Below are 23,256 nucleotides of genomic sequence, written 5' to 3' on the forward strand. Positions count from 1 at the left end.
AACCGGCAGACTCGCCTCATCATCACAACAAGGAAAGAACCATGGCCCTGCTCACTTTTCTCGGTGCGATTCAACAGGTCACCGGCTCCTGCTACCTGGTGGAAAGCCGCGACGGCGCCAGGGTCCTGCTCGAGTGCGGCATGCATCAGGGACGCCGCGAAGAGGAGGATCAGAACCGCAGCGCCTTCCCCTTCGATCCGCGCAGCCTGGATGCGGTGGTGATCTCCCACGCCCATCTCGATCACAGCGGGCTGCTGCCGCGTCTGATCGCCGAAGGCTATCGCGGCCCGATCCACGCTACCGAGGCCAGTTGCGAACTGCTCGAGCTGATGCTGCTGGACTCGGCCTTCCTCCAGGAGAAGGACGCCGAATGGGAAAATCGCTGGCGCGCCCGCCAGGGCAAGCCGGCGATCAAGCCGCTGTATACGGTCGCCAACGCGGAGCAGGCCCTCAGCCAGCGCCGCTCCCATGCCTATGGCGTAGCGATCGAGGTGGCCAAGGGCGTGCAGGTGACCTTCCACAACGCCGGCCATATCCTCGGCTCGGCCATCGTCGAGATGCTGGTGGAAGACCATCACCTGCACCGCCATCTGGTGTTCTCGGGCGACCTGGGCAACACCTGCTCGCCTCTGATGCAGGCCCCGACGCTGTTGAACAAGGCGGACGTGCTGCTGATGGAGTCCACCTACGGCGACCGCGACCACCGCGACAGCGAAGCCACCCTGGAGGAGCTGGCCGACATCCTGCAGCAGGCCCATCGTGATGGCGGCAATGTGCTGATTCCCTCCTTCGCCGTCGGTCGCACCCAGGATCTGATCTACTACCTCGGCCGCTTCTACCAGGAGGGCCGTCTGCCCCAGCAGGCGGTGTTCCTCGACAGCCCCATGGCGATCCGCGCCAACGCCATCTACAGCCGCTTTCACGATCAGTTCGCCGCCGAGGACCGCGCCGCCCTGGCCGCCAAGGGCGTGAAGCGGGTCGCGGACTGGCTGCCGATCCTGCGCTGCACCGCGACGGCCGAAGAGTCGATGGCCATCAACCGGATCAAGAGCGGGGCGATCATCATCGCCGGCGCCGGCATGTGCAACGGCGGGCGTATCGTCCATCACTTCAAGCACAACCTCTGGCGCGAGAACTGCCACCTGGTGTTCCCCGGCTTCCAGGCCAAGGGCACGCTGGGCCGCCTGATCGTAGACGACGCCGAAACGGTCAAGGTGCTGCACCAGCGCATCGCGGTGAAGGCCAGGGTGCATACCCTGGGCGGTTTCTCCGCACATGCCGGACAGTCGCAGCTGCTGCACTGGGCCAGCCAGTTCGAGCATCATCCCGAGCTGTATCTGGTCCACGGCGAGCTGGAAAAGATGCAGGCGCTGCAACAGGCCCTGCGCGACCAGCTGAACTGGATCGCCAACATTCCCGAACCCGGCGAGCAGATCGCCCTGTAACCCGCACTTACGAAAAGCCTGCAGCCAGGCTGCAACCTGGCTGTGGCAACCTTCGCCAGGCTCCATAATCAGGGAACCGGCACAGGCGCGAGCGCGATCCACGCTTGCCTGGCCCAGAAAAGGAAAGTTTCCATGGCTTACGAAGCGGACGATTATCTGTCACGCCACGTGCAGACCAGCGAGGTCGACCTGAGCAGCAAGGTGGACGAGCTGGTGGCGCTGGCTGCCCCGAGCAACAGCCCCAACCTGGCCCTGTACCGCGAGATGCTCAGCACCGTGATCCATATGGCCCAGGCTGATCGCAATCGCTGGGACGCCAAGATCATGATGCAGACCCTGCGCGAGATGGAGCATGCCTTCGGTGTGCTGGAGCAGCTCAAGCGCCGACGCAAGGTCACGGTGTTCGGTTCGGCACGCACACCAGTGGATCATCCGCTGTACCGGCAGGCTCGCGAACTCGGCGCACTACTGGCGCACCGCGACCTGATGGTGATCACGGGTGCCGGCGGCGGCATCATGGCGGCGGCTCATGAAGGCGCCGGCATGGAAAACAGCCTGGGCTTCAATATCACCCTGCCCTTCGAGCAGGCCGCCAACGCCACGATGCGCGGCAGCCATCACTTGCTGTCCTTTCACTTCTTCTTCCTGCGCAAGCTGTTCTTCGTCAAGGAAGCCGATGGCCTGGTGCTATGCCCCGGCGGTTTCGGCACCCTCGATGAAGCCCTGGAAGTGCTGACCCTGATCCAGACCGGCAAGAGCCCGCTGGTGCCGGTGCTACTGCTCGACCAGCCGGGCGGCAGCTACTGGGAAGACGCGCTGGGTTTCATCCGCCGGCAGCTCGGCGACAACGGCTATATCCTGCCCACCGACCTCAACCTGCTACACCTGGTCTACAGCGCCGAAGAGGCGGTGGATGAAATCGCCCGGTTCTATCGCAACTTCCACTCCAGCCGCTGGCTCAAGGATCGCTTCGTGATTCGCCTGAATCACCCGCTCAGCGATGTGGCCCTGGCGCAGCTGACCCGCGAGTTCGCCGGCCTGTGCAAGGAAGGCGGCTTCACCCAGCAGGCCTCGTGCGAGCAGGAGCGCGACGAGCCGGAACTCAAGCACCTGACCCGCCTGGCCTTCGCCTTCAACGGGCGCGACTATGGCCGCCTGCGTGCCCTGCTCAATGCGGTCAACGAACCGGAGAACTGGGCGAGCTGAGCTGACGAGTTGGCGTAGCCCGGATGCAATCCGGGGGTATTGGCCTCTCGCCATTCCCGGATTGCATCCGGGCTACGCAAAGCAGGAAGCCCAGCATTGGCTGGGCTTCTTTTTACTGCATGCCTATCAAGCGTTGCCGGCGACCTTCATCCGCGCCGCCTGGGTGAAATCGAGCATGCGCTTGAGCGGCTTGATCGCCTTGGGAATCAGCGCCGGGTCGACATGAATCTCACCGGAGCCCTGACGCAGGCCGGTCAGCACACGTTCCAGGGTGTTCATCGCCATCCACGGGCAGTGCGCGCAGCTGCGGCATGCCGCGCCGTTGCCGGCCGTCGGCGCCTCGATGAAGGTCTTGTCCGGGCACAGCTGCTGCATCTTGTAGAAGATGCCGCGGTCGGTGGCGACGATGAAAGTGGAATTCGGCAGGGTCTGCGCCGCCTTGATCAGCTGGCTGGTGGAGCCCACCGCGTCGGCCAGCTCGACCACGTTCTGCGGCGATTCCGGGTGCACCAGAATGGCGGCGTCGGGGTACAGCGCCTTCATGTCCAGCAGCTGCTTGGACTTGAATTCCTCGTGGACGATGCAGGCGCCGTCCCACAACAGCATGTCGGCACCGGTCTCGCGCTGGATGTAGTTGCCCAGATGCTTGTCCGGCGCCCAGATGATGGTCTCGCCGTTGTCCATCAGGCTCTCGACGATCTCCAGCGCGCAGCTGGAGGTCACCACCCAGTCGGCACGCGCCTTCACCGCCGCCGAGGTGTTGGCATACACCACCACGGTGCGCTCGGGATGCTGATCGCAGAAGGCCGAGAACTCGTCCACCGGGCAACCCAGATCCAGCGAGCAGGTCGCCTCCAGCGTCGGCATCAGCACGCGCTTTTCCGGGTTGAGGATCTTCGCCGTCTCGCCCATGAACTTGACCCCGGCCACCACCACGGTCTGCGCCGGGTGCTGGTTGCCGAAACGGGCCATTTCCAGAGAGTCGGAAACGCAGCCGCCGGTTTCCTCGGCCAGCGCCTGGATGACCGGATCGCAGTAATAGTGCGCCACCAGCACCGCGTTCTGCTTCTTCAGCTCGGCGGCGATTTCGCGGCGATAAAAAGATTCTTCCTCGGCGGTCAGCGGCTTGGGCTGCTTGGCGTCGAGGTGGGCCTGAACCAGAAGGCGTTCGGAAATCTGCGTCATGTCGTCGAACCTGGGGCGCTCTTGGGCGAGCGGCGAGTATACCCCCTGGCCGCCCATCGCCACAGGCAGTGCAGCATCGGCCAGAGGGCTTTTCCGAGAGCAAAAAAAAGCCAGTCTCACGACTGGCTTTTGCGATCTGGTGGGTCGTGTAGGATTCGAACCTACGACCAATTGGTTAAAAGCCAACTGCTCTACCAACTGAGCTAACGACCCAACGCGAGGCGCATGATACTGATTTAATTCAGGAAATCAACACTTCGCGAAAACTTTTTCAGAAATAGCGAGTGGCATCGGGCACGCCAGCGGCAGTGAAACCGGCGGCGCGCAGGCGGCAGCTGTCGCACTTGCCACAGGCGCGGCCGTCTTCGTCGGCCTGGTAGCAGGAGACGGTCAGCGCATAGTCCACGCCCAGGCGCATACCGGCCTGGATGATCTCGCCCTTGCTCATCTGCTGCAGCGGCGCACGGATGGCAAAACCCTGACCCTCCACACCGGCCTTGGTCGCCAGGTTGGCCATGCGCTCGAAAGCCTCGACGAACTCCGGGCGGCAATCGGGATAGCCTGAGTAGTCCACCGCATTGACGCCGATGAAGATATCGCGCGCCCCCAGCACCTCGGCCCAGCCCAGCGCCAGGGACAGAAACACCGTGTTGCGCGCCGGCACGTAGGTCACCGGGATGCCTTCGCCCAGGGTTTCCGGAACCGCGATGCTGCTGTCTGTCAGTGCCGAGCCACCGATGCCGTTGAGATTCAGGCCGATCACCTTGTGCTCGACCACGCCCAGTTGCCGGGCAACGCGTTCGGCCGCCTGCAGCTCGGCGCGATGACGCTGCCCGTAATCGAAGCTCATGCTGTAGCAGGCGTAGCCCTCGGCCCTGGCCATGGCCACCACGGTGGCTGAATCCAGGCCGCCGGAAAGGAGGATGACCGCTTTCTTGTCGCTCATGATCAGTGTCCCGGCTCGTCGTTCCAGAGAATCTTGTGCAGTTGCAGTTGCAGGCGCACCGGCAGGTTGTCCGCCACTATCCAGTCGGCCAGCGCCCGCGCATCGACCTGCTTGTGACTGGGCGAGAACAGCACCTCGCCGGCTCGGGCCGCCAGGTCGTACTGGATCAGCCTGGACACTGCCCAATCGTAGTCCTCGCGCGAACAGATGACGAACTTGACCTGGTCATTGGCGGTCAGCCACTCGATGTTCTCGTAACGGTTGCGCTGCACTTCAGCCGAACCGGGCGTCTTCAGATCCAGCACCTTGCTGACCCGCGGGTCGACGGCCGAGACGTCGAGTGCACCGCTGGTCTCCAGCGACACCTCGTAACCGGCGTCGCACAGACGCGTGAGCAAGGGGATGCAGTTGGGCTGGGCCAGCGGCTCGCCGCCTGTGACGCAAACGTAACGCGGCCGATAGGCGGCCACCTGATCGAGGATGCTGTCCAGCGTGACGATTTCGCCGCCGCTGAAGGCGTAGGCGGTGTCACAGTACTGACAGCGCAGGGGGCAGCCGGTCAGGCGCACGAATACCGTTGGCAAGCCGGCGGTACGCGTCTCCCCCTGCAGCGAGTAGAAAATCTCGGTGATGCGCAGGGTTTCTTGCATGGTAGCCACGGGCGTGATGACGAAACAGGTCATCCGCCTCCGTTGCGTGGAAAGACAGGAACGTCGGCCGCGGCCGGAGTTCGACGAGGCATGGCGACAAGGACATCAGCCGAGCTGAAACCCCGTGGGCCAAGCGAGCGCGCATTCTAATGGATCACGCGAGACCGGATAAGAAAAACCCGCGGCAGGCGCGGGTTTTTATTCATCGAATATCGATTTACAGCCGTTGCAAATCGCGCTGGGCCAGCTGCGCGGCCGAACTGCCCGGATACTGGGCGATCACCTGCTGCAGAATGCCGCGCGCCTTGTCGTTGTTGCCCAGGCGACGCTCGACGTCGGCCAGCTTGAACAGCGAATCCGGCACCTTGGCGTGGCTCGGATAGGCCTGGCTGACCTTGGCAAAGGCCTGGCCGGCTGCCTGCAGATCGCCCTTGGCCAGGTTCACTTCGCCCAGCCAGTACTGCGCGTTGCCGGCGTACTGACTGTTGGGATAACGATTGAGAAAGGCGGCGAATGCCTGCGACGCCTTGTCGAAATCCTTGGCCTTGATCAGGTCGAAGGCGGCGTCGTAATAGAGTTTTTCCTTGGCCGGATCGCCCGGCTCGGCGCTGGCCTGCTGCTGAGCGGCAGGTGGCGTCGGGGTGCCATTGGCGTTGATCGCGCCGTTGGCGGAATTCTGTGCGGAAGCTCCACCGGCAGCAGCGCCGGAGGAAATGCGTTGATCCAGATCCTGGTAACGCTCCAGGCCTTCCTGCTTGAGGCGCTGGATTTCATTCTGCTGTTCTTCGAGCATGCCGCGCAGTTGGGCAATTTCCTGCTGCATCTGCTCGAGCTGATTGAACAGCATGCCCTGCGCCGAAGCGGGCGCTTGCGCACCCGCTCCGGCGTAGGCGCCGGCCGTACCATAACCCGCCGGTGGATAGCTGCTGCCTTGTTGCATGGAGCTGCTTTCCAGAACGGGAACCTCAGCAATCGCCGCAAGCGGCATGGCGAGTGTCAGAAGGGTCAGGATACGACGGCAATCACGCATGGCAGCTTACTTACGCAGCTCTACGCGACGGTTCTGGGCCCAGGACTGCTCGTCGTTGCCAGTGGCAACCGGACGCTCTTCGCCGTAGGAAACCAGTTCCAGCTGAGCCGGGGAAACGCCCTGCAGAACCAGGTAGCGCTGAACGGCCTTGGCACGACGCTCGCCCAGAGCCATGTTGTACTCACGGGTACCGCGCTCGTCAGCGTGGCCTTCCAGAACGACGCGAGCGCCGTTGCCTTTCAGGTCCTTGGCGTGTACGTCCAGAGCGCGCATGGCTTCGGCTTTCAGGTCGGAGCTGTCGTACTCGAAGTAGAAGGTGGTGATAGCGCGCAGAGCAGCTTCTTCGCTCAGGCTGCCATCGACAGCGCCAGTGTTGGCACCGTAGCCAGCGTTCGGGTCGACAGCGCCTTCGCCAGCAGCGTCGCCGCCTTTGGAGGAGCAACCTACGGCAACGGCGAGAGCCAGGGACAGTGCAGCGAACTTACCGAATTTCAGCATTTCCATCATGTAACTCCTAATGAACCCCAGTTGTGTTAAGCAAAAAGGTGTAGCACCGCATCAGTTCAGGTAAGGGGACCAAGAAGGCTCTCGAACTTCGCCTTGAGCGGTAGGAAGAGGGAGCCTCACGCGTCCATTGGTGGACGCCAACATCAAGACTCCCCGGCCCTGCTGGCGGGTGGCGTAGATTAGCATGGTGCCATTGGGCGCAACAGTGGGCGACTCATCCAAACTTGTGTCTGAAAGTATGCGCAAACGGTTGGTTTCCAGGTCCTGCGCAGCCACCTTGAACACGGTGAAACCGTCCTGGCGATGGATCATCACCAGGGTCTTTTCATCAGCCGACAATTTCGGGTTGGCGTTGTAGTTACCGACGAAGGTCACTCGCTCCACTGCCCCGCTATTGATGTTGGTCTTGTAGATCTGCGGACGGCCCGCGCGATCCGAGGTGAAGTAAAGGGTCTGACCATCCTTGCCCCAGAAGGGTTCGGTATCGATGGCGTAATGGTTGGTGATGCGGCGCATCTGCCGGCTGCCCATGTCCATCACGTAGATTTCCGGGTTGCCGTCGCGCGACAGCACGAAGGCCAAACGATTGCCGTCCGGCGACCAGGCCGGTGCACCGTTGAGGCCTTCGAAATTGGTGATCTGCTCGCGGCGGCCGGTATCGATGTGCTGCACGAAGATGCGCGGGCGACGCTGCTCGAACGACACGTATGCGATACGGCGGCCATCCGGCGCGAACGACGGCGAGAGGATCGGCTCGCGCGATTGCAGCAAGGTCACCGCACGGGCACCGTCGTAGTCGGAGCGCTGCAGGGTGTAACGGGTGTTGTTGGCGCCCATGCGCTCGGCCGTGACGTACAGCAGGCGCGTGGAGAACGCGCCCTTGACGCCGGTGAGCTTCTCGAACGACTGGTCGGCGATATGGTGGGCCATGTCGCGCAGCTGGTCGGTACCGCCGCCGACGTTGCCGGTCATCACCTGCTGTTCGGTACTGACGTTGAACAGCGCGTACTGCACCTGCAGGCGGCCGCCGTTGGGCACGATGTTGCCGACCAGCACGTACTGCGCACCGAGGGCTTTCCAGTCGCGATAGATGACTTCGCTGGCCTGGGTCGGCAGGCTGATCATGTTCTGCCGCGGGATGGGTTCGAAGTAGCCGGAGTTGCGCAGGTCGTTGCCGATGATCTGCGACATGTCCTCGGGCAGCACCGAGCCGCCCTGCCAGCCGAAGGGCACCACGGCGATCGGGGTGGCGCGGTCGGCGCCTTGGGAGATCACCAGCGGATCGGCCGCCTGGACGCTACCGACCAGCATGACCAGCCCCAGCAGGGCGATACGAATCAGGTTGTTCACAGAGCTCAATCCTCCGGTTTGAAAATGACGCGGCGCTGCCTGTACATGCGGTCGAAGGTAGCGCGATCCAATTGTTGCATCTCGGGAATACGCCCGACGTTACGTACAGCGGCGACGGCCGAGTTGTCGAACGGCGCATCGCCACTGGAGCGCGATACGCTGGCGTTGGTCACGGTGCCATCGGGCAGCATCTGGATCAGCAGCTCGACGCTCATGCCGCGGCGCGCCGACATCGGTCGCTGCCAGTTCTCGGTGATCAGCTTGATGATCAGATCATCGAGGTTGCCGGCCACCTTGTCGCCATGGGTTTCAGCCAGCGCCTGCTGGTTCTGCACGTTGTCCGAGAGCAACTCGGCCAGCGCCGCCGCCTTCTGATCCTCAGCTGCCTTGCGCCGGGCCTCTTCGGCCTTGCGCTTGGCGTCTTCGGCCGCCTTCTTCTTCGCTGCCTCGGCAGCTGCCGCCTTTTTCTTCGCCTCTTCTGCAGCGGCCTTTTTCCTGGCCTCTTCAGCGGCTTTCTTCTTCGCCTCTTCCTCGGCGCGCTTCTTGGCGATATCGGCCTGACGCTTCTGCTCGGCGGCCTTTTCGGCTTCGGCCTTCTTCGCAGCTTCGGCTTTGGCCTGTTCGGCCTTTCGAGCCTCTTCCGCCTGCTTTTGTTCCTCGGCCTTCTTGGCCGCGGCCTGTCGCTGTGCCTCGGCCTGGGCCTGCTTCTGTTCCTCTGCCTTCTTCTGTTCCAGTCGTTCGGTCTCGAACTGCGGTGCCGAGGTCTTCTGCGCCTCGCCCGCGACCTTCTGCGTGGTCTGGGTGGTGGCCTGGCTCTGCGACTGCAGCTGATACAGCGTAGCCTGAACCACCGGACGCGCCGGCGGCAGCTCCGGCGTGAAGGCGAAGCTGACGAACAGCATGGCGAACATCAGGACATGCAGACCCACGGCCCAGACCACGGGCCAGAAGTAGCTTTCCGACTGCGAACGCTCGGTCTGCTGCATCAGGGCGCCTCGGTAATCAATCCGACGTTGCCCACGTCGGCCTGTTGCAGGCCACCCATGGCCGCCATCACGGTGCCGTAGTCGACGCTGCGATCACCGCGCACGAACACCTGCACCTGCTTACCCTGGCGACGGTTCTCGGCAATGATCGCCGACACGGCCTGAGTCATCTGCTCGAGGGTGGAGGCGCGCTCCTGCTCGGTGTCGACGTCGACCTCGCTGCCCATGTTCCAGTAGTAGGTCTTGTCGGCCTTGATGGAAATGGTCAGCACCTGGGCGTCGTTGTCCTGCGGCAGCGCTTCGCTGCTGACCTTGGGCAGGTCGACCTTGACGCCCTGGTTGAGCATCGGCGCGGTGACCATGAAGATGACCAGCAGCACCAGCATCACGTCGATGTAGGGCACCACGTTCATCTCGGCGACCGGTTTGCGTCTGTTGCGAATTCTCGCCATGGCTAGAACCTATCCTGTGCGCGCGTCTTAGTCTTCCGAGGTGTGCACCTTGCGGTGCAGGATGGCCTGGAACTCGTCGGCGAAGGTGTAGTAACGGCCGATCAGCATTTCGCCGCGGGCAGAGAAGCGGTTGTAGGCGATGACCGCCGGAATCGCGGCGAACAGGCCGATGGCGGTGGCGATCAGCGCTTCGGCGATACCCGGGGCGACGGTGGCCAGGGTGGCCTGCTGCACCTGGGCCAGACCGCGGAAGGAGTTCATGATGCCCCATACGGTACCGAACAGGCCGATGTACGGGCTGGTGGAACCCACGGTGGCGAGGAACGGCAGCGCGGTTTCCAGCTTTTCCTCCTCGCGGGAGATGGCCACGCGCATGGCGCGCGCCACGCCGTCCATCACCGCATCCGGATCGACGCCCTGCTGCTGACGCAGGCGGGAGAACTCCTTGAAGCCGGCACGGAAGATCTGCTCCAGACCGGAATCCGGATCAGGATTGCTGCCAGCCTGGCGATACAGCTTGGACAGGTCGATACCGGACCAGAAACGATCCTCGAAGTTGTCCAGCGCGCGTTTGGCGGCACGCAGCGCATTGCTGCGCTGGAAGATCATCACCCAGGAAATGACCGATGCGCCCACCAGGGTCAGCATTACCAGCTGAACCAACAGACTGGCGTTACTGATCAGACTCCACATCGACATATGGTCAACGGCGTTAGCTTCCACGCTTACTCTCCTGCTGCAATTGGACCCGGCGCCTGCGTCCCGGCGAACGCGTGTCGCAGGGATTCGGGGATAGCCCGGGGTTTCAAGTTGTCGGCGCGCACACAGGCCACCAGAAACTGCCCTTCGCAGAGCAGCGCATCATCCGCAGCCCGCCTGACCTGTTGACGAAAACGCAGGCTGGCACGGTTCAATTCGATCACATCGGCGCTGATCACCAGTTCGTCATCCAGACGCGCCGGCGCGTGGTAACGCGCCTCGGCCGAATGCACGACGAACAACAGGCCCTCACCGGCAAGCGTCGACTGGGCATAGCCCAGCTCACGCAGGCGCTCGGTGCGAGCCCGCTCCATGAATTTGAGGTAGTTGACGTAGTAGACGATGCCGCCCGCATCGGTGTCTTCGTAGTAGACCCGGCAATGGTGGCTGAACGGCTGGACTCCGTTTTGCGCGCGCATACTCTAGTCCCCGGCCTGCTGCTTGCCAATCCGGCCTGGTAACAATTTTTTCGTCATTCGTCACCCGCATTGAAAAGGTCGCCAACAGGCAAATCACCTGAACGCTTGGGGATGTTCAGCCCGAAGTGCAGGTAGGCGTGCCGGGTAACCACGCGCCCGCGCGGGGTGCGCATCATGTAACCCTGCTGAATCAGATAAGGCTCGAGCACGTCTTCGATGGTATGGCGCTCCTCGCCGATGGCCGCAGCCAGGCTGTCCAGGCCCACCGGCCCGCCGTCGAACTTCTCGATCATGGCCAGCAGCAGACGGCGGTCGGAATGGTCGAAGCCGCGCTCGTCGACATCCAGCAGGTTCAGCGCCTGATCGGCGATTGCCTGGGAGATATGGCCGGTACCACGCACCTCGGCAAAATCGCGCACGCGGCGCAGCAGGCGGTTGGCGATACGCGGCGTGCCCCGCGCGCGACGAGCGATCTCGTAGGCGCCCCTGGCCTCGATGGGCAGCCCGAGAATCCCGGCCGAACGCGAGACGATGGTGGCGAGATCCTCGATACCGTAGAACTCCAGGCGCTGGACAATGCCGAAACGATCACGCAACGGATTGGTCAGCATACCGGCACGGGTGGTGGCACCGACCAGGGTGAAGGGCGGCAGATCCAGCTTGATCGAGCGCGCCGCAGGGCCTTCGCCGATCATGATGTCGAGCTGAAAATCCTCCATGGCTGGGTACAACACTTCCTCGACCACAGGAGAAAGTCGATGAATCTCGTCGATGAACAGCACGTCGCCGCTTTCCAGGTTGGTCAGCAGCGCCGCCAGATCCCCCGGACGCTCGAGCACCGGGCCGGAGGTGCTCTTGATCGAGCTGCCCATCTCCTCGGCGATGATATTGGCCAGGGTGGTCTTGCCCAGCCCCGGCGGGCCGAATATCAGCGTGTGGTCGAGCGCTTCGGCCCTGCCCCGCGCGGCCTGGATGAACAGCGCCATCTGCTCACGCACTACGGGCTGGCCGATATAGTCGGCTAGGCGCAACGGGCGGATGGCACGATCCTGCTGCTCTTCGCGCTCACGTGGACTGGCGGTAATCAGGCGATCGGCTTCGATCATCGCAATACTTCCATCGACAAGGTGTTGAAGTACGTCAGCGAGGCAGCCGAGGCTAGGCAAAAACAGGCGAGAAAGCGGAGTTTACGAGTGTAAATGAGCATTTTGAGCCTGTTTTTAACAACGCATCGGCAACGCAGGTAGTTATTCAACACCTTGTCACGCCATGCCGCGCAACGCGCGACGAATCAAATCTTCACTGCTCATACCATCCTCCTTGATGGCGGCAACTGCCCGGCTGGCCTCCTGCGGCTTGTAGCCGAGGGAGATCAACGCGCTGACGGCGTCGTTCTCCGCGCTTGAGACTGCCTGCGCCAGTTGAGGTTCAACCACCAGAGGCGCGATGGACGGTATCGATTCCCAGGCCTTGAAGCGATCCTTGAGCTCCACCAGCAGACGCTCGGCGGTTTTCTTGCCGACACCCGGCACCTTGACCAGGGCGGCCGTGTCCTGCGCCTGCACGCAACGCACCAGCTCATCGACCTCGAGCCCGGACATCAAGGCCAGCGCCAGTTTCGGGCCGACGCCATTGAGGCGGATCAGCTCGCGAAACAGCTCTCGCTCGCGCTTCTCGAAAAAGCCGTAGAGCAGATGCGCATCTTCACGCACCACCAGATGAGTGTGCAGGGTTACCGGCTCACCCACCGCAGGCAGACGATATAGGGTCGTCATCGGCACTTCCAGCTCATAACCGACGCCATTCACATCCAGAAGCAAATGCGGCGGCTGCTTCTCCGCCAGGGTGCCGCGCAAACGTCCGATCACCGCTGTTTTCCTTTGATTCGATTACAAACGAAGACGGCCGCCGCGGCGCTTGGCGCCGGCCAGCCCATGGGGAATGAGACTCTGCCGATGATGGGCATGGCACAGGGCGATACCCAGGGCGTCGGAGGCATCGATCTGCGGCTTCTGCACCAGCTTCAGCAGGTGCATGACCATCATCTGCACCTGCTGCTTGTCCGCCGCTCCGGTGCCGACCACCGCCTGCTTGACCTGGGTCGCGGTGTATTCGCACACCTCAAGCCCTGCCTCCACCGCGGCGACGATGGCTGCGCCACGCGCCTGCCCCAGCTTGAGCGCCGAATCGGCATTGCGCGCCATGAAAACCTGCTCGATCCCCATGGTCACCGGGCCATGGGTGCGAATCACCTCGCTGACGCCGCGAAAGACGATCTGCAGACGCTCGGCCAAGGGACCGTTGCCGGTACGAATGCAGCCCGAGGCCACGTACTCGCAGCCACGCCCGGTATCGCGTACCACGCCATAGCCGGTGATGCGCGAACCGGGATCGATTCCTAGGATGAGGGTCATGTCGGCAACTGTCTATTTATCCAGTTGGCGAGTATACGGGGGTCCTCATGCGCCGTCACTCGCGACGCGCCCGAGGAACCAGAGAAAACCGCAGGCACGCACGGCGGGCGTAGGGTTGTAGGGTGGCCGTAGGGTGGGCTTCAGCCCACCAGTGTTTGCCAAGGTGGGCTAAGGCGAATCGCCGCCCGCCCCACCCTAAGCATCCGTGCTACAACCTCAGCCGAGCTGCTCCATGATCTCGTCGGCGACTTCGGCGTTGTGATAGACGTTCTGCACGTCATCCAGATCTTCGAGCATGTCGATCAGCTTGAAGACCTTCTGCGCGGTTTCCAGATCGGCAATCGGCGCGCTGATCGAGGGGATCATGGCGATTTCCGCCTCCTCGGCCTTGAAACCGGCAGCGCCCAGCGCCTCGTTGACGGCATGGAACTCGGTGAAGCTGGTCGATACCAGGGCCGAGCCGTCCTCGCCCATCTCCACGTCATCGGCACCGGCCTCCAGCGCGGCTTCCATGAGGGCATCCTCATCGACACCCGGCGCGAAACTGATCTGCCCCTTGCGATCGAACATATAGGCAACCGAACCATCGGTGCCGAGATTGCCGCCGCACTTGGTAAAGGCATGACGCACTTCGGCGGCGGTGCGGTTGCGGTTGTCGGTCATCACCTCGACGATGATGGCCACACCACTCGGCGCATAGCCTTCGTAGCTGAATTCGACGACGTTGTCGGCTTCGTTGTTACCCGCACCACGGGCGATGGCGCGGTCGATCACCTCGCGCGACATGTTGTTGGTCAGCGCCTTGTCCACTGCCAGGCGCAGACGCGGGTTGTCCGCCGGAATCGGGCCGCCATGCTTGGCAGCAACCGTCAGCTCACGGATCAGCTTGGTGAAGATCTTGCCGCGCTTGGCGTCCTGACGCCCCTTGCGATGCTTGATATTGGCCCATTTGGAATGACCAGCCATAACTCACTCCATCTATTAGGTTTTCACAATTGCCGGGGCTGGAGAGTTCGAGTCTCTCCGCCCCATAACGAAGAAGCCTGGAAATCCAGGCTTCTCGTGCAGGCTTATTCGGCCTTGGCTTGCTCGCGCAGGCGGATATGCAGCTCGCGCAGCGACTTGGCATCCACCACGCCCGGCGCCTGGGTCATGACACAGGCCGCGCTCTGGGTTTTCGGGAAGGCAATCACTTCGCGGATCGAGCTGGCGCCGGTCATCAGCATCACCAGGCGATCCAGACCGAAGGCCAGACCACCGTGGGGCGGCGCACCGTACTTGAGCGCATCGAGCAGGAAGCCGAACTTCTCCTGCTGCTCGTCTTCGCTGATGCCGAGCACACGGAACACGGTCTGCTGCATGGCCTTGTCGTGGATACGGATCGAGCCGCCACCCAGCTCGGTGCCGTTGAGCACCATGTCGTAGGCACGCGACAGCGCAGCCGCCGGGTTGGCCTCCAGCTCCTCGGGGGTGCACTTGGGCGAAGTGAAGGGGTGGTGCATGGCGGTCAGGCTGCCGTCGTCGTTCTCCTCGAACATCGGGAAATCGACGACCCACAGCGGCGCCCACTCGCAGGTGAACAGGTTCAGGTCATGACCCAGCTTGATGCGCAGCGCGCCCAGAGCCTCGCTGACGATCTTGGCCTTGTCGGCACCGAAGAACACGATATCGCCATCGACCGCACCAACGCGGTCGAGGATGACATTGATGTTGTCCAGCGGGATGTTCTTGACGATCGGCGACTGCAGACCGTCAACGCCGGCCGCACGTTCGTTGACCTTGATATAGGCCAGGCCCTTGGCGCCGTAGATGCCGACGAACTTGGTGTAGTCGTCGATCTGCTTGCGCGGCATGCTCGCCCCGCCCGGTACGCGCAGCGCGGTAACGCGGCATTTGGGGTCGTTGGCCGGACCTGCGAAGACCTTGAATTCGACGTCCTTGAGCTGGTCCTCGACGTCCACCAGCTCCAGCGGGATGCGCAAGTCCGGCTTGTCCGAACCGAAGCGGCGCATGGCTTCGGCCAGCGGCATGTGCGGCAGCTCGCCGAACTCGACGCCCAGCACTTCCTTGAACAGGTTGCGCACCATGGTCTCGGTGATGTCCATGATGTCCTTTTCATCGAGGAAGCTGGTCTCGATGTCGATCTGGGTAAATTCCGGCTGACGGTCAGCGCGCAGGTCCTCGTCGCGGAAGCACTTGGCGATCTGGTAGTAGCGGTCGAAGCCGGCCACCATCAGCAGTTGCTTGAACAGCTGCGGCGACTGCGGCAGGGCGAAGAAGCTGCCGGCGTGGGTGCGGCTCGGCACCAGGTAATCGCGGGCACCTTCCGGGGTGGCGCGGGTCAGGATCGGCGTCTCGACGTCGAGGAAGCCGTTGTCGTCCAGGTAGCGGCGGATGCTCGAGGTGATGCGCGAACGCAGCTTGAGCTTCTCGGCCATTTCCGGGCGACGCAGGTCGATGAAGCGGTAGCGCAGGCGGGTTTCCTCGCCGACGTCGGTGTATTCGTTGAGCGGGAACGGCGGAGTCTCCGCCTCGTTGAGCACGTCCAGCTCGTAACCCAGCACTTCGATGGCGCCGGAAGCCATGTTCGGGTTGACCGCACCGGCCGGACGCAGGCGCACCTTGCCGGTGATCTTCACCACGTACTCGCTGCGCACGCGGTCGGCCTTGGCGAAGGTCTCGGCGCGATCCGGGTCGAACACCACCTGGGCCAGGCCTTCACGATCACGAATATCGAGGAAGATCACCCCGCCATGGTCGCGGCGACGGTGTACCCAGCCGCAAAGGGTGATTTCCTGGCCATCCAGGCTCTCGTTCAACTGGCCGCAATAGTGGCTGCGCATCATGATCGTGTTTCGCTTCTCTAAGGTCTTGGATAGGTCAGGCAGCCCCCAGCACCCTGGGCAGGAGCCACGCCGCGGCAAACGTCCAACCGTACGCCGCGCTTCGATAAAGCGCCGGATTATATAGCGTAAATCGTCGTGACGCAGCCGCCCGGCAGATGGCCTCTATAATGAAGAGCGCCTCCTGCCTGGAGAACGACCATGGCCCTACCCGATCGCAGCGACCTGTCCGACGACCTGCTGGAAGACTTTCGCCTCGACGCAGCCGAGCAGTTTCCCCGCTGCGAACAATTGCTGATCGAACTGGAGCACGCGCCAAGGAGCAGCGAGCGGCTGCGTGAGCTGTTCCGCCTGATCCATACGCTCAAGGGCAACCTCGGCTATGTCGACCTCAACGAGCTGATGCCGTTGCCACAAGCCATGGAAGATGTACTCGACGCGCTGCGCTCGGGCCGCCTGGCATTCGACAGCCTGCTCGGGGACATCCTGCTGCTGAGCCTCGACCACCTGCGCGCCCTGGTGCATCAGGCACTGGGCGGCACCGATTCAGCCCTGAGCGACAGCCAGGTGACCCAGCTCTGCAACGCCCTGCAGGCCCTGGCCGTGGCGCCAGCCGAGCAGCAGACCGAAGCCCGCATCGCGCTGCTGCAGCAGATGGATCCCAGTACCCGCCTGCAGTCAGCTGACGAGGCGCAACCAGACCGCGCCGAAGCCTTGCTGGCACGCCATGGAATCGCGCCCCAGGCCGATCTGCAGTTCTTCTGCGCGCTGGCCGAGGCCGCCGAACAGCGTTCGCCCTACTGGCGCGGGCGCAACCTGCGCCTGCTGGAACTGGCGCTGAGCATCAATGCAACCGGTGGACATGCCGAAAAGCCGGAGCAACTGGCGGCCGCCGTCTGCCTGCATGACCTTGGCATGGCCTTCCTGCCCCTGGAACTGCTGCACAAGCAAAGCCATTTGAGCCGCGAAGAGCGACGCATGATGCAGAGCCACCCACGCCTGGCCAGCGACCTGCTCAGACGCATGCCGGAGTGGGCAGGCGCGATGGAAATCATCCTTCAGCATCAGGAACACGCCGACGGCAGCGGTTACCCCAAGGGCCTGCGTGAAAGCGAGATCGCCCCCGGCGCACTGATCCTGCACATCGTCGACACCTTCGACGCAAGAACCCATGAACGCGCGCACCAGACACTGAGCAAACGCCCCCTGCTACGCGCGATCCTCGAGATCAACAACCTCGCCGGCCAGCAATTCAGCCCACAGTGGGTGGACGCATTCAACCGCACGCTGCAGCAGAAGCCCGAGCTGGCGCATGGCTGAAAGCCAGGCGCATGAATGACCATAGCGCGACCTCGCGCCGGCAGGTTTGTGCCCGAAAATGAACCGCGCGTTATCAATAGCCTCTAAACATCGCTTTCATTGATATAAGCCAAGATCATCCCGACGCCCTGCGTGTTAGGCTCCGGCCAACACTGCGGATAGAACCCTGGGCTCACCTGAAAGGAGAAAAACCATGGAAATCAATATCGGAATCGCCGAACAGGATCGCGCCGCAATCGCCGAAGGCCTTTCGCGCCTGCTGGCCGACACCTATACCCTGTACCTGAAGACCCACAACTTCCACTGGAACGTTACCGGGCCGATGTTCAACACCCTGCACCTGATGTTCGAGGGTCAGTACACCGAACTGGCCCTGGCAGTCGATGCAATCGCCGAGCGCATTCGCGCACTGGGCTTCCCGGCTCCCGGCACCTATGCGGCCTATGCCCGCCTGTCCTCGATCAAGGAAGAGGAAGGCGTACCCAGCGCCGAGGAAATGATCAAACAGCTGGTACAGGGCCAGGAGGCCGTCGTACGCACCGCTCGCGGCATCTTCCCGCTGCTGGACAAGGTCAGCGACGAGCCCACCGCCGACCTTCTGACCCAGCGCATGCAGGTGCACGAGAAAACCGCCTGGATGCTACGCAGTCTGCTAGCTGCTTGAGATGCTCGAAGGCCCGGTTATCCGGGCCTTTTCATTAGGCACGAGACACCGCTCTGATCTATGCTCTGGCCATTCGCCATCGAGTTTCCAAGTCCATGAGTCAATCCAGCAAACCGCCCAGCATCATCGAACTGTATCCGGAGGAAACCCGCGAGGCGGCCGAGCTCCTGAAGCAGGCCGTACCGCTGATGATGCGCCATGACATTCCGCCCAATCCCGTGCACTACGCGCTGTGGTACACCTACAGCCGAGGCAGCGAGCCGGAACTGAACCGCCGCCTGGACAAGGTGGTCGAGGACTTCGACGTATTTCCCGCAGAAACCGCCAGCCGGCTGTTTCGCGACTACATCATCCGCGGCGAACTGGATGAGGCACGCGCCGGCCAGCAACAGGTCATCGAACTGGTCGATGACATCGAAGGCGACGTCTCGCGTAGCGTGATCGGCAGCCAGCACTACCAGCAGAGCCTGAGCCAGGGCCTCAGCGCGCTGCAGGAGCCGATCATCGACGACCTGCCCAGCGTGCTCAGCGACCTGCAGGAAAGCACCCAGCTGATGCAGGATCAGCAGGAAAAATTCCTCTACCGCCTGCGCGCCGCGCAAGAGGAAATCACCCACCTGCGCAGCCAGCTGGAGCGCGCCCACCTCGCGGCGACGCTCGACAGCCTGACCCGCGTGTTCAACCGCCACGCCTTCACCCGCCTGCTGGAGCGCGCCCTGGCCGAGTCGCAGCAGGGACTGGCGCTGGTGATTCTGGATATCGACCACTTCAAACAGTTCAACGACCAGTACGGCCATCCGCTCGGCGACCGCGTACTGCAACACGTCGGCCAGCTGCTGCGCGATCTGCTGCCACCGGAAGCCTTTGCCGCACGCTATGGCGGCGAAGAGTTTTGCGTGGTGCTACGCAAGTGCATGGGTATCAACGAAGTTCTCGACTTCGCCGAAAGACTGCGTCACAAGATCCAGTCCCTGAGGGTCAAGGTCAGGCGAACCGATCAGGTTCTCGACAGCATCACCGCTTCCTTCGGCTGCGCCATGGCCGAACCCGGCGACACCTTCGAATCACTGCTGACCCGCGCCGATGACGCGCTCTATCAGGCCAAACGCGCAGGCCGCAACCAGGTGCACCCCATCATCGGCGAAAAGATGCTAACTGCTTGATTTGAGAAGCCCCCCGCCTTTGCTGTTAAATAGGTCCGCGCGTCGCGTTACCATCCTGCGGCGCCGCCAACCTTGTATACCGGCGCGCGCCATGGCCGTTCAGCTTGCCATAAGCAAAGTGCGCTCCCTCCGCGACACCTTGAGTCATCATTCAATCAGTGAGTTCGTCAAAGATGTTGAAGATTGCCCATCTCGTGACAGGGTTTGCCGCCCTGCTGCTGTCCGCCGTACCCGGCTTTTCCACTTCGTTCCTGACCACCCCGGATGCCGTCTACCTGGCCCTGACCGGCCTGCTCAACCTGCTTGCGGCAGCGCAACAACCGAACCTGCCAGGCGTACGCCAACAGCTGCTGGGCCTGTCCTCTGCCCTGCTGATCCTGGCTGCCGTGGTCCAGAGCCTGATCCTGCTGGCACCGCTGCCGAACATCGGCGGCCAACCTGCCATCTGGCTGCCGCTACTGACCGTGGTCGTGGCCGTAGTGCTGAGCCTGGCGGCGCAGCTCAACGCCCAGCCTCGCAGCCGGGAACACCATGCATCCCAGCCGGCCAGTTCCGGCACGCCTCAGGAAGACCGCGAGACCGGGACGGTCAAGTGGTTCAATACCTCCAAGGGGTTCGGCTTCATCTCCCGCGACTCGGGCGAAGACATCTTCGTGCACTTTCGCGCCATTCGTGGCGAGGGCCATCGCGTGCTGGTCGAGGGCCAGCGCGTGGAGTTCTCGGTCATGCAGCGTGACAAGGGCCTGCAGGCCGAAGACGTGATCGCGGCGGCCCCTTCGCGGCGCTGACGGCACACAGAGAAAAGCCCGGGAAACCGGGCTTTTTCGTATCAGTAGTGCGGCGGCGGCGCTTCGTCTTCGGCGATACCGGCGAGCCCATTCAACTCTTCCTGACGGCGGGCCAGAGCGGCCAATTGCAGCTGCATGCGCTCGATGCGGCGATTCTGCTCGACCAGCTCATCGCTCAAGGCCTGAATGGTGTCATCCTGAAAGGCCAGGCGGCTTTCCAGCTCCATGATCCGCGACTCGAGGCTCATGCGGATTCTCCGGCGAACTGGAAGTCCTCGGTCAGCACCAGGCGCAGCTTGTCGACGATCCGCGCCACCTGCTGCCCGGAGTAAGGCTGCGCCGGATGCCGCCCCCAGACCGGCGCAGGCCAGGCGACGTCATCGCGGCGGCGCACGATCACATGCATGTGCAACTGGCTGACCACGTTGCCAAGCGTGGCCACGTTCATCTTGTCGGCGGCGAAGGTGTCCTTGAGAACTTCGGCCAGCAAGGTGGTTTCATGCCAGAGCTGGCGCTGATCAGCAGCATCGAGCTGAAACAGCTCGCTGACCTCTTCGCGGCGCGGCACGAGGATGAACCAGGGGTAGTTGCAATCGTTCATCAACAGCAGGTGGCAGAGGGGAAAGTCCCCGACCAGCAGGCAATCCTGCTGCAGACGTGTATCCAGGGTGAACATCAGGCTCTCCTCCTTAACAGATCGATCAAGCGTAGCGCCAGGATGGGCGCGCAGCATACGCGGGCGCGATGGACAATTCATCCGGGGCGCCGCGCACCAACGCAATGCAGCATGGGCATGCGCGCACCGCAGACGTGCACCATTTTGTTTCCTACCGTAATAGGCAATGCCAAACGTTACCGGCGATACGCCAGACGACGAGCCGGCGCCGCCCCGTCCGAGACCGAGCATGAGGGCAGCCGGCCCCTCGGCAAACCGCCTGAAAGCAGCGTCCGCGCCCTCGGCCAAGAGGATGCACACCTTAAAATCAAGGTTTTAGCGCGAACGACGGGTTTTGAGCATGACTTTTGCTAACAGTGAGAGCAATGCTCGGCAAGCCGTGCAGTCGACCAATAACAGCGGCCCAGACACCCAGAGCCGCGATGGCGTTGGTGCAACGAAACGCAAGTACAGAGCTATAGATTTGCGACATTCTTCAATGCACGATGCGACACCGGCATGAACGAAGACGCATTGAATAGACTGCAACTATCGCCAACATTGGCTGCGTGCTATAAGTTAGCGCCGACACAAAAAGAAAGAGCCGCCCATATAACAAAACAGTGGGCAGCGCAACTCTTCTAAACCCAAGGAGCAATCACGATGCAAGTGATGAAGTGGAGCGTAATCGCCCTGGCAGTAGCCGCGGGCACCAGCCAACTGGCTTTCGCCAGCGCGCAATCCGAGTCCAACGGCTTTGTCGAAGACAGCAGCCTGAACGTACTGAACCGCAACCTGTACTTCTACCGCGACTTCCGCAATGCAGGTCCAGATCGCAATGATGACCCGCAAGAATGGGGCCATGGCATCATTGGTACCTTCGAGTCTGGCTTCACTCAGGGCACCATCGGTTTCGGCGTTGACGCCATCGGTCTGCTGGGCATCAAACTTGACAGTGGCAAAGGTCGCGCTGGCTCTGGTTTGTTCCCCACCGGCAGCGACGGCCGCTCGCAGGACGATTACTCTGAAGCCGGTGGCGCGGTCAAACTGCGTCTGTCCAATACTGTTCTGAAGTATGGTGACCAGTTCACCGCTCTGCCTGTATTCAGCACCGATGATAGCCGCCTGCTGCCGGAAGTAGCTGAAGGCTTCCTGGTCACCAGCAATGAAATTGAAGGCCTGGAACTGCACGCTGGCCACTTCACTGCTATCAATGCCCAAGATCAGACCTACCACGACAGCATCGGCCTCAAGAGCGCAGATGTACTCGGTGGTAGCTATAGCTTCAATGACGATCTGTCGGCCTCGCTGTACTACTCCGACGTAGAAGATGCCTTCAAGAAATACTACGGTAACGTCAATTACACCATCGGCCTGGGCGAAGCTCAGTCGCTGAATTTCGACTTCAACATCTATCGCACCAAGTACGACAAAGAGTACACCGATACCGGTTCGAGCGAGAAAAACACCATCTGGAGTCTCGCTGCGGCCTACAACATCAGCGCTCATACATTCACTCTTGCCTACCAAAAATCCCACGGCGGCTTTGACGGCATCGGCTACGACTACGGTGTAGACGGCGGTGGCACCATCTGGTTGGCCAACTCCATTCAGCGCTCTGACTTCAACGCTGAAGATGAGAAATCCTGGCAAGTTCGCTATGACCTGGACTTCGCCGAGTTCGGTGTACCGGGCCTGAAGTTCATGACTCGCTATGTACGTGGTACCGACGCTGATGTAGGCGACACCACCAACGGCAAAGAGTGGGAACGCGACATTCAGGTTGGCTATACCGTTCAGAATGGCCCGGCCAAAGACCTCAACATGCGCGTTCGTCAAGCCACCTATCGCAGCAGCGACGGTGTCTACTACGGTTCTCCGTCGATCGACGAAGTTCGCGTAATCCTCGAGTACCCGCTGAGCATCCTGTAATTTCAGGACTCTGTTAGCGCTCGAATAAGAAAGGCCCGGGAAACCGGGCCTTTCTTTTTATTCAAGATTTACAATGGAAGAGCATAAGTCCCCGTTACATGCGCGACCAACTCGTCCTCGTTACCAGCCGAATACAACGAAACTTCGCAAACTGCCTGGCGCCGGCTCAAGCGCAGTATCCGCGCTGCAGCCAGCAGGTCGACCGGCTTGGGTCTGACCAGAAAGTTGATATTGAGATTGGAGGTCACGGCCATCTCCACCCGGCCCAGACGCCCCAGTACCACCGCATACATCGCCGCGTCTCCCAGCGCCATGATGGTGGGGCCGGAAAGCGTGCCGCCCGGGCGCACCAATTTGGCATGGAAGGGCACCCGCGCCAGCACGCCCTCCTCGTCCAGCCGGTCGATCCGCAGGTCGATGTCCTCTGCCATCGGCAGCCCAGAGCGAATCAGCGTTTGCACCTCAAGCGCAGTCAATCCCACTCTCTACTCCTCCCGTGAAGGCTGCAGCGCCCTCGCGCCTGCGCCCGTCCTGTACGCCAC

25 protein-coding genes and 1 tRNA gene are annotated in these 23,256 nt (G+C 62.3%); 7 read left to right on the plus strand and 19 right to left on the minus strand.

The window, feature by feature from the left end; translation table 11 throughout:
• Positions 1-41: 41 nt before the first annotated feature.
• Entirely contained in the window at positions 42-1,445 is a 1,404-nt protein-coding gene (locus BLS61_RS19975) for an MBL fold metallo-hydrolase RNA specificity domain-containing protein (protein WP_090433808.1), read from the plus strand.
• 132 nt (positions 1,446-1,577) lie between these two features.
• Positions 1,578-2,651 (plus strand): LOG family protein, encoded by a 1,074-nt coding sequence (locus BLS61_RS19980; RefSeq protein WP_090433810.1) that lies wholly within the window; start codon positions 1,578-1,580, stop codon positions 2,649-2,651.
• A 126-nt stretch (positions 2,652-2,777) separates the two neighbouring features.
• Here the strand turns inward: BLS61_RS19980 and nadA are convergent, their stop codons facing one another.
• The 16 genes from nadA to aspS all read right to left on the minus strand — a co-directional run bounded on the left by nadA (position 2,778) and on the right by aspS (position 16,195).
• Positions 2,778-3,836, minus strand: coding sequence for a quinolinate synthase NadA (nadA, locus tag BLS61_RS19985; protein ID WP_074860280.1), 1,059 nt, complete (start codon positions 3,834-3,836; stop codon positions 2,778-2,780).
• A gap of 137 nt (positions 3,837-3,973) precedes the next feature.
• Positions 3,974-4,049, minus strand: a tRNA-Lys gene (locus BLS61_RS19990).
• Positions 4,050-4,107: 58 nt separating this feature from the next.
• Positions 4,108-4,782: a 7-cyano-7-deazaguanine synthase QueC gene (gene queC, locus BLS61_RS19995; protein WP_090433814.1), complete on the minus strand. Its 675-nt coding sequence runs from the start codon at positions 4,780-4,782 to the stop codon at positions 4,108-4,110.
• 2 nt (positions 4,783-4,784) lie between these two features.
• On the minus strand, positions 4,785-5,432 hold the full coding sequence (gene queE, locus BLS61_RS20000; RefSeq protein ID WP_090434026.1) for a 7-carboxy-7-deazaguanine synthase QueE: 648 nt from the start codon (positions 5,430-5,432) through the stop codon (positions 4,785-4,787).
• Positions 5,433-5,649: 217 nt separating this feature from the next.
• Entirely contained in the window at positions 5,650-6,462 is an 813-nt protein-coding gene (gene ybgF, locus BLS61_RS20005; RefSeq protein WP_090433816.1) for a tol-pal system protein YbgF, read from the minus strand.
• Between the two features lie 6 nt (positions 6,463-6,468).
• Positions 6,469-6,966 carry a peptidoglycan-associated lipoprotein Pal gene (gene pal / locus BLS61_RS20010; protein WP_003241687.1) on the minus strand — a complete coding sequence of 166 codons (498 nt, stop codon included), beginning with the start codon at positions 6,964-6,966 and terminating at the stop codon, positions 6,469-6,471.
• A 54-nt stretch (positions 6,967-7,020) separates the two neighbouring features.
• Complete coding sequence (gene tolB, locus BLS61_RS20015) at positions 7,021-8,319, minus strand: Tol-Pal system beta propeller repeat protein TolB (RefSeq protein ID WP_090433818.1); 1,299 nt, start codon at positions 8,317-8,319, stop codon at positions 7,021-7,023.
• A 5-nt stretch (positions 8,320-8,324) separates the two neighbouring features.
• Entirely contained in the window at positions 8,325-9,305 is a 981-nt protein-coding gene (gene tolA, locus BLS61_RS20020) for a cell envelope integrity protein TolA (RefSeq protein WP_090433820.1), read from the minus strand.
• On the minus strand, positions 9,305-9,757 hold the full coding sequence (tolR, locus tag BLS61_RS20025; RefSeq protein ID WP_090433822.1) for a protein TolR: 453 nt from the start codon (positions 9,755-9,757) through the stop codon (positions 9,305-9,307). The genes tolA and tolR overlap by 1 nt, the downstream gene beginning before the upstream one ends.
• A 27-nt stretch (positions 9,758-9,784) precedes the next feature.
• Positions 9,785-10,480 (minus strand): protein TolQ, encoded by a 696-nt coding sequence (tolQ, locus tag BLS61_RS20030; RefSeq protein ID WP_090433823.1) that lies wholly within the window; start codon positions 10,478-10,480, stop codon positions 9,785-9,787.
• Between the two features lie 2 nt (positions 10,481-10,482).
• Positions 10,483-10,935 carry a tol-pal system-associated acyl-CoA thioesterase gene (ybgC, locus tag BLS61_RS20035; RefSeq protein ID WP_090433825.1) on the minus strand — a complete coding sequence of 151 codons (453 nt, stop codon included), beginning with the start codon at positions 10,933-10,935 and terminating at the stop codon, positions 10,483-10,485.
• Positions 10,936-10,988: 53 nt separating this feature from the next.
• Positions 10,989-12,041, minus strand: a complete 1,053-nt coding sequence (gene ruvB, locus BLS61_RS20040) for a Holliday junction branch migration DNA helicase RuvB (protein ID WP_090433826.1) — start codon at positions 12,039-12,041, stop codon at positions 10,989-10,991.
• Positions 12,042-12,197: 156 nt separating this feature from the next.
• Positions 12,198-12,803 carry a Holliday junction branch migration protein RuvA gene (ruvA, locus tag BLS61_RS20045; protein ID WP_090433829.1) on the minus strand — a complete coding sequence of 202 codons (606 nt, stop codon included), beginning with the start codon at positions 12,801-12,803 and terminating at the stop codon, positions 12,198-12,200.
• 21 nt (positions 12,804-12,824) lie between these two features.
• The gene (gene ruvC / locus BLS61_RS20050) at positions 12,825-13,349 is read right to left on the minus strand and encodes a crossover junction endodeoxyribonuclease RuvC (protein ID WP_090433830.1); all 525 of its coding nucleotides are present in this window, start codon (positions 13,347-13,349) and stop codon (positions 12,825-12,827) included.
• A gap of 216 nt (positions 13,350-13,565) precedes the next feature.
• On the minus strand, positions 13,566-14,315 hold the full coding sequence (locus BLS61_RS20055; protein WP_090433832.1) for a YebC/PmpR family DNA-binding transcriptional regulator: 750 nt from the start codon (positions 14,313-14,315) through the stop codon (positions 13,566-13,568).
• A gap of 104 nt (positions 14,316-14,419) precedes the next feature.
• Complete coding sequence (aspS, locus tag BLS61_RS20060; RefSeq protein WP_090433834.1) at positions 14,420-16,195, minus strand: aspartate--tRNA ligase; 1,776 nt, start codon at positions 16,193-16,195, stop codon at positions 14,420-14,422.
• A gap of 198 nt (positions 16,196-16,393) precedes the next feature.
• Here aspS and BLS61_RS20065 point away from each other — a divergent pair, with 198 nt between their 5' ends.
• The 4 genes from BLS61_RS20065 to BLS61_RS24125 all read left to right on the plus strand — a co-directional run bounded on the left by BLS61_RS20065 (position 16,394) and on the right by BLS61_RS24125 (position 20,127).
• A complete protein-coding gene (locus BLS61_RS20065; protein ID WP_090433836.1) occupies positions 16,394-17,512 on the plus strand; it encodes an HD domain-containing phosphohydrolase in 1,119 nt (372 codons plus the stop codon).
• A gap of 193 nt (positions 17,513-17,705) precedes the next feature.
• Positions 17,706-18,176: a Dps family protein gene (locus BLS61_RS20070; RefSeq protein ID WP_090433838.1), complete on the plus strand. Its 471-nt coding sequence runs from the start codon at positions 17,706-17,708 to the stop codon at positions 18,174-18,176.
• Positions 18,177-18,271: 95 nt separating this feature from the next.
• On the plus strand, positions 18,272-19,339 hold the full coding sequence (locus BLS61_RS20075; RefSeq protein ID WP_090433840.1) for a GGDEF domain-containing protein: 1,068 nt from the start codon (positions 18,272-18,274) through the stop codon (positions 19,337-19,339).
• 173 nt (positions 19,340-19,512) lie between these two features.
• Positions 19,513-20,127, plus strand: coding sequence for a cold-shock protein (locus tag BLS61_RS24125; RefSeq protein ID WP_090433842.1), 615 nt, complete (start codon positions 19,513-19,515; stop codon positions 20,125-20,127).
• 41 nt (positions 20,128-20,168) lie between these two features.
• On the opposite strand, the gene BLS61_RS20085 is transcribed toward BLS61_RS24125, so the two are convergent.
• Both BLS61_RS20085 and BLS61_RS20090 read right to left on the minus strand, forming a co-directional pair.
• Entirely contained in the window at positions 20,169-20,375 is a 207-nt protein-coding gene (locus BLS61_RS20085) for a SlyX family protein (RefSeq protein ID WP_090433843.1), read from the minus strand.
• On the minus strand, positions 20,372-20,803 hold the full coding sequence (locus tag BLS61_RS20090) for an HIT family protein (RefSeq protein ID WP_090433845.1): 432 nt from the start codon (positions 20,801-20,803) through the stop codon (positions 20,372-20,374). Before BLS61_RS20090 ends, BLS61_RS20085 begins: the two co-directional genes overlap by 4 nt.
• A gap of 642 nt (positions 20,804-21,445) precedes the next feature.
• On the opposite strand from BLS61_RS20090, the gene BLS61_RS20095 reads away from it, so the two are divergent.
• A complete protein-coding gene (locus tag BLS61_RS20095; RefSeq protein WP_090433848.1) occupies positions 21,446-22,714 on the plus strand; it encodes an OprD family porin in 1,269 nt (422 codons plus the stop codon).
• Between the two features lie 68 nt (positions 22,715-22,782).
• Here the strand turns inward: BLS61_RS20095 and BLS61_RS20100 are convergent, their stop codons facing one another.
• The gene (locus tag BLS61_RS20100; RefSeq protein ID WP_090434028.1) at positions 22,783-23,190 is read right to left on the minus strand and encodes a PaaI family thioesterase; all 408 of its coding nucleotides are present in this window, start codon (positions 23,188-23,190) and stop codon (positions 22,783-22,785) included.
• Positions 23,191-23,256 lie beyond the last annotated feature (66 nt).

It is taken from the genome of Ectopseudomonas guguanensis (genome assembly GCF_900104265.1).
Classification (GTDB): Bacteria; Pseudomonadota; Gammaproteobacteria; order Pseudomonadales; family Pseudomonadaceae; genus Aquipseudomonas; species Aquipseudomonas guguanensis.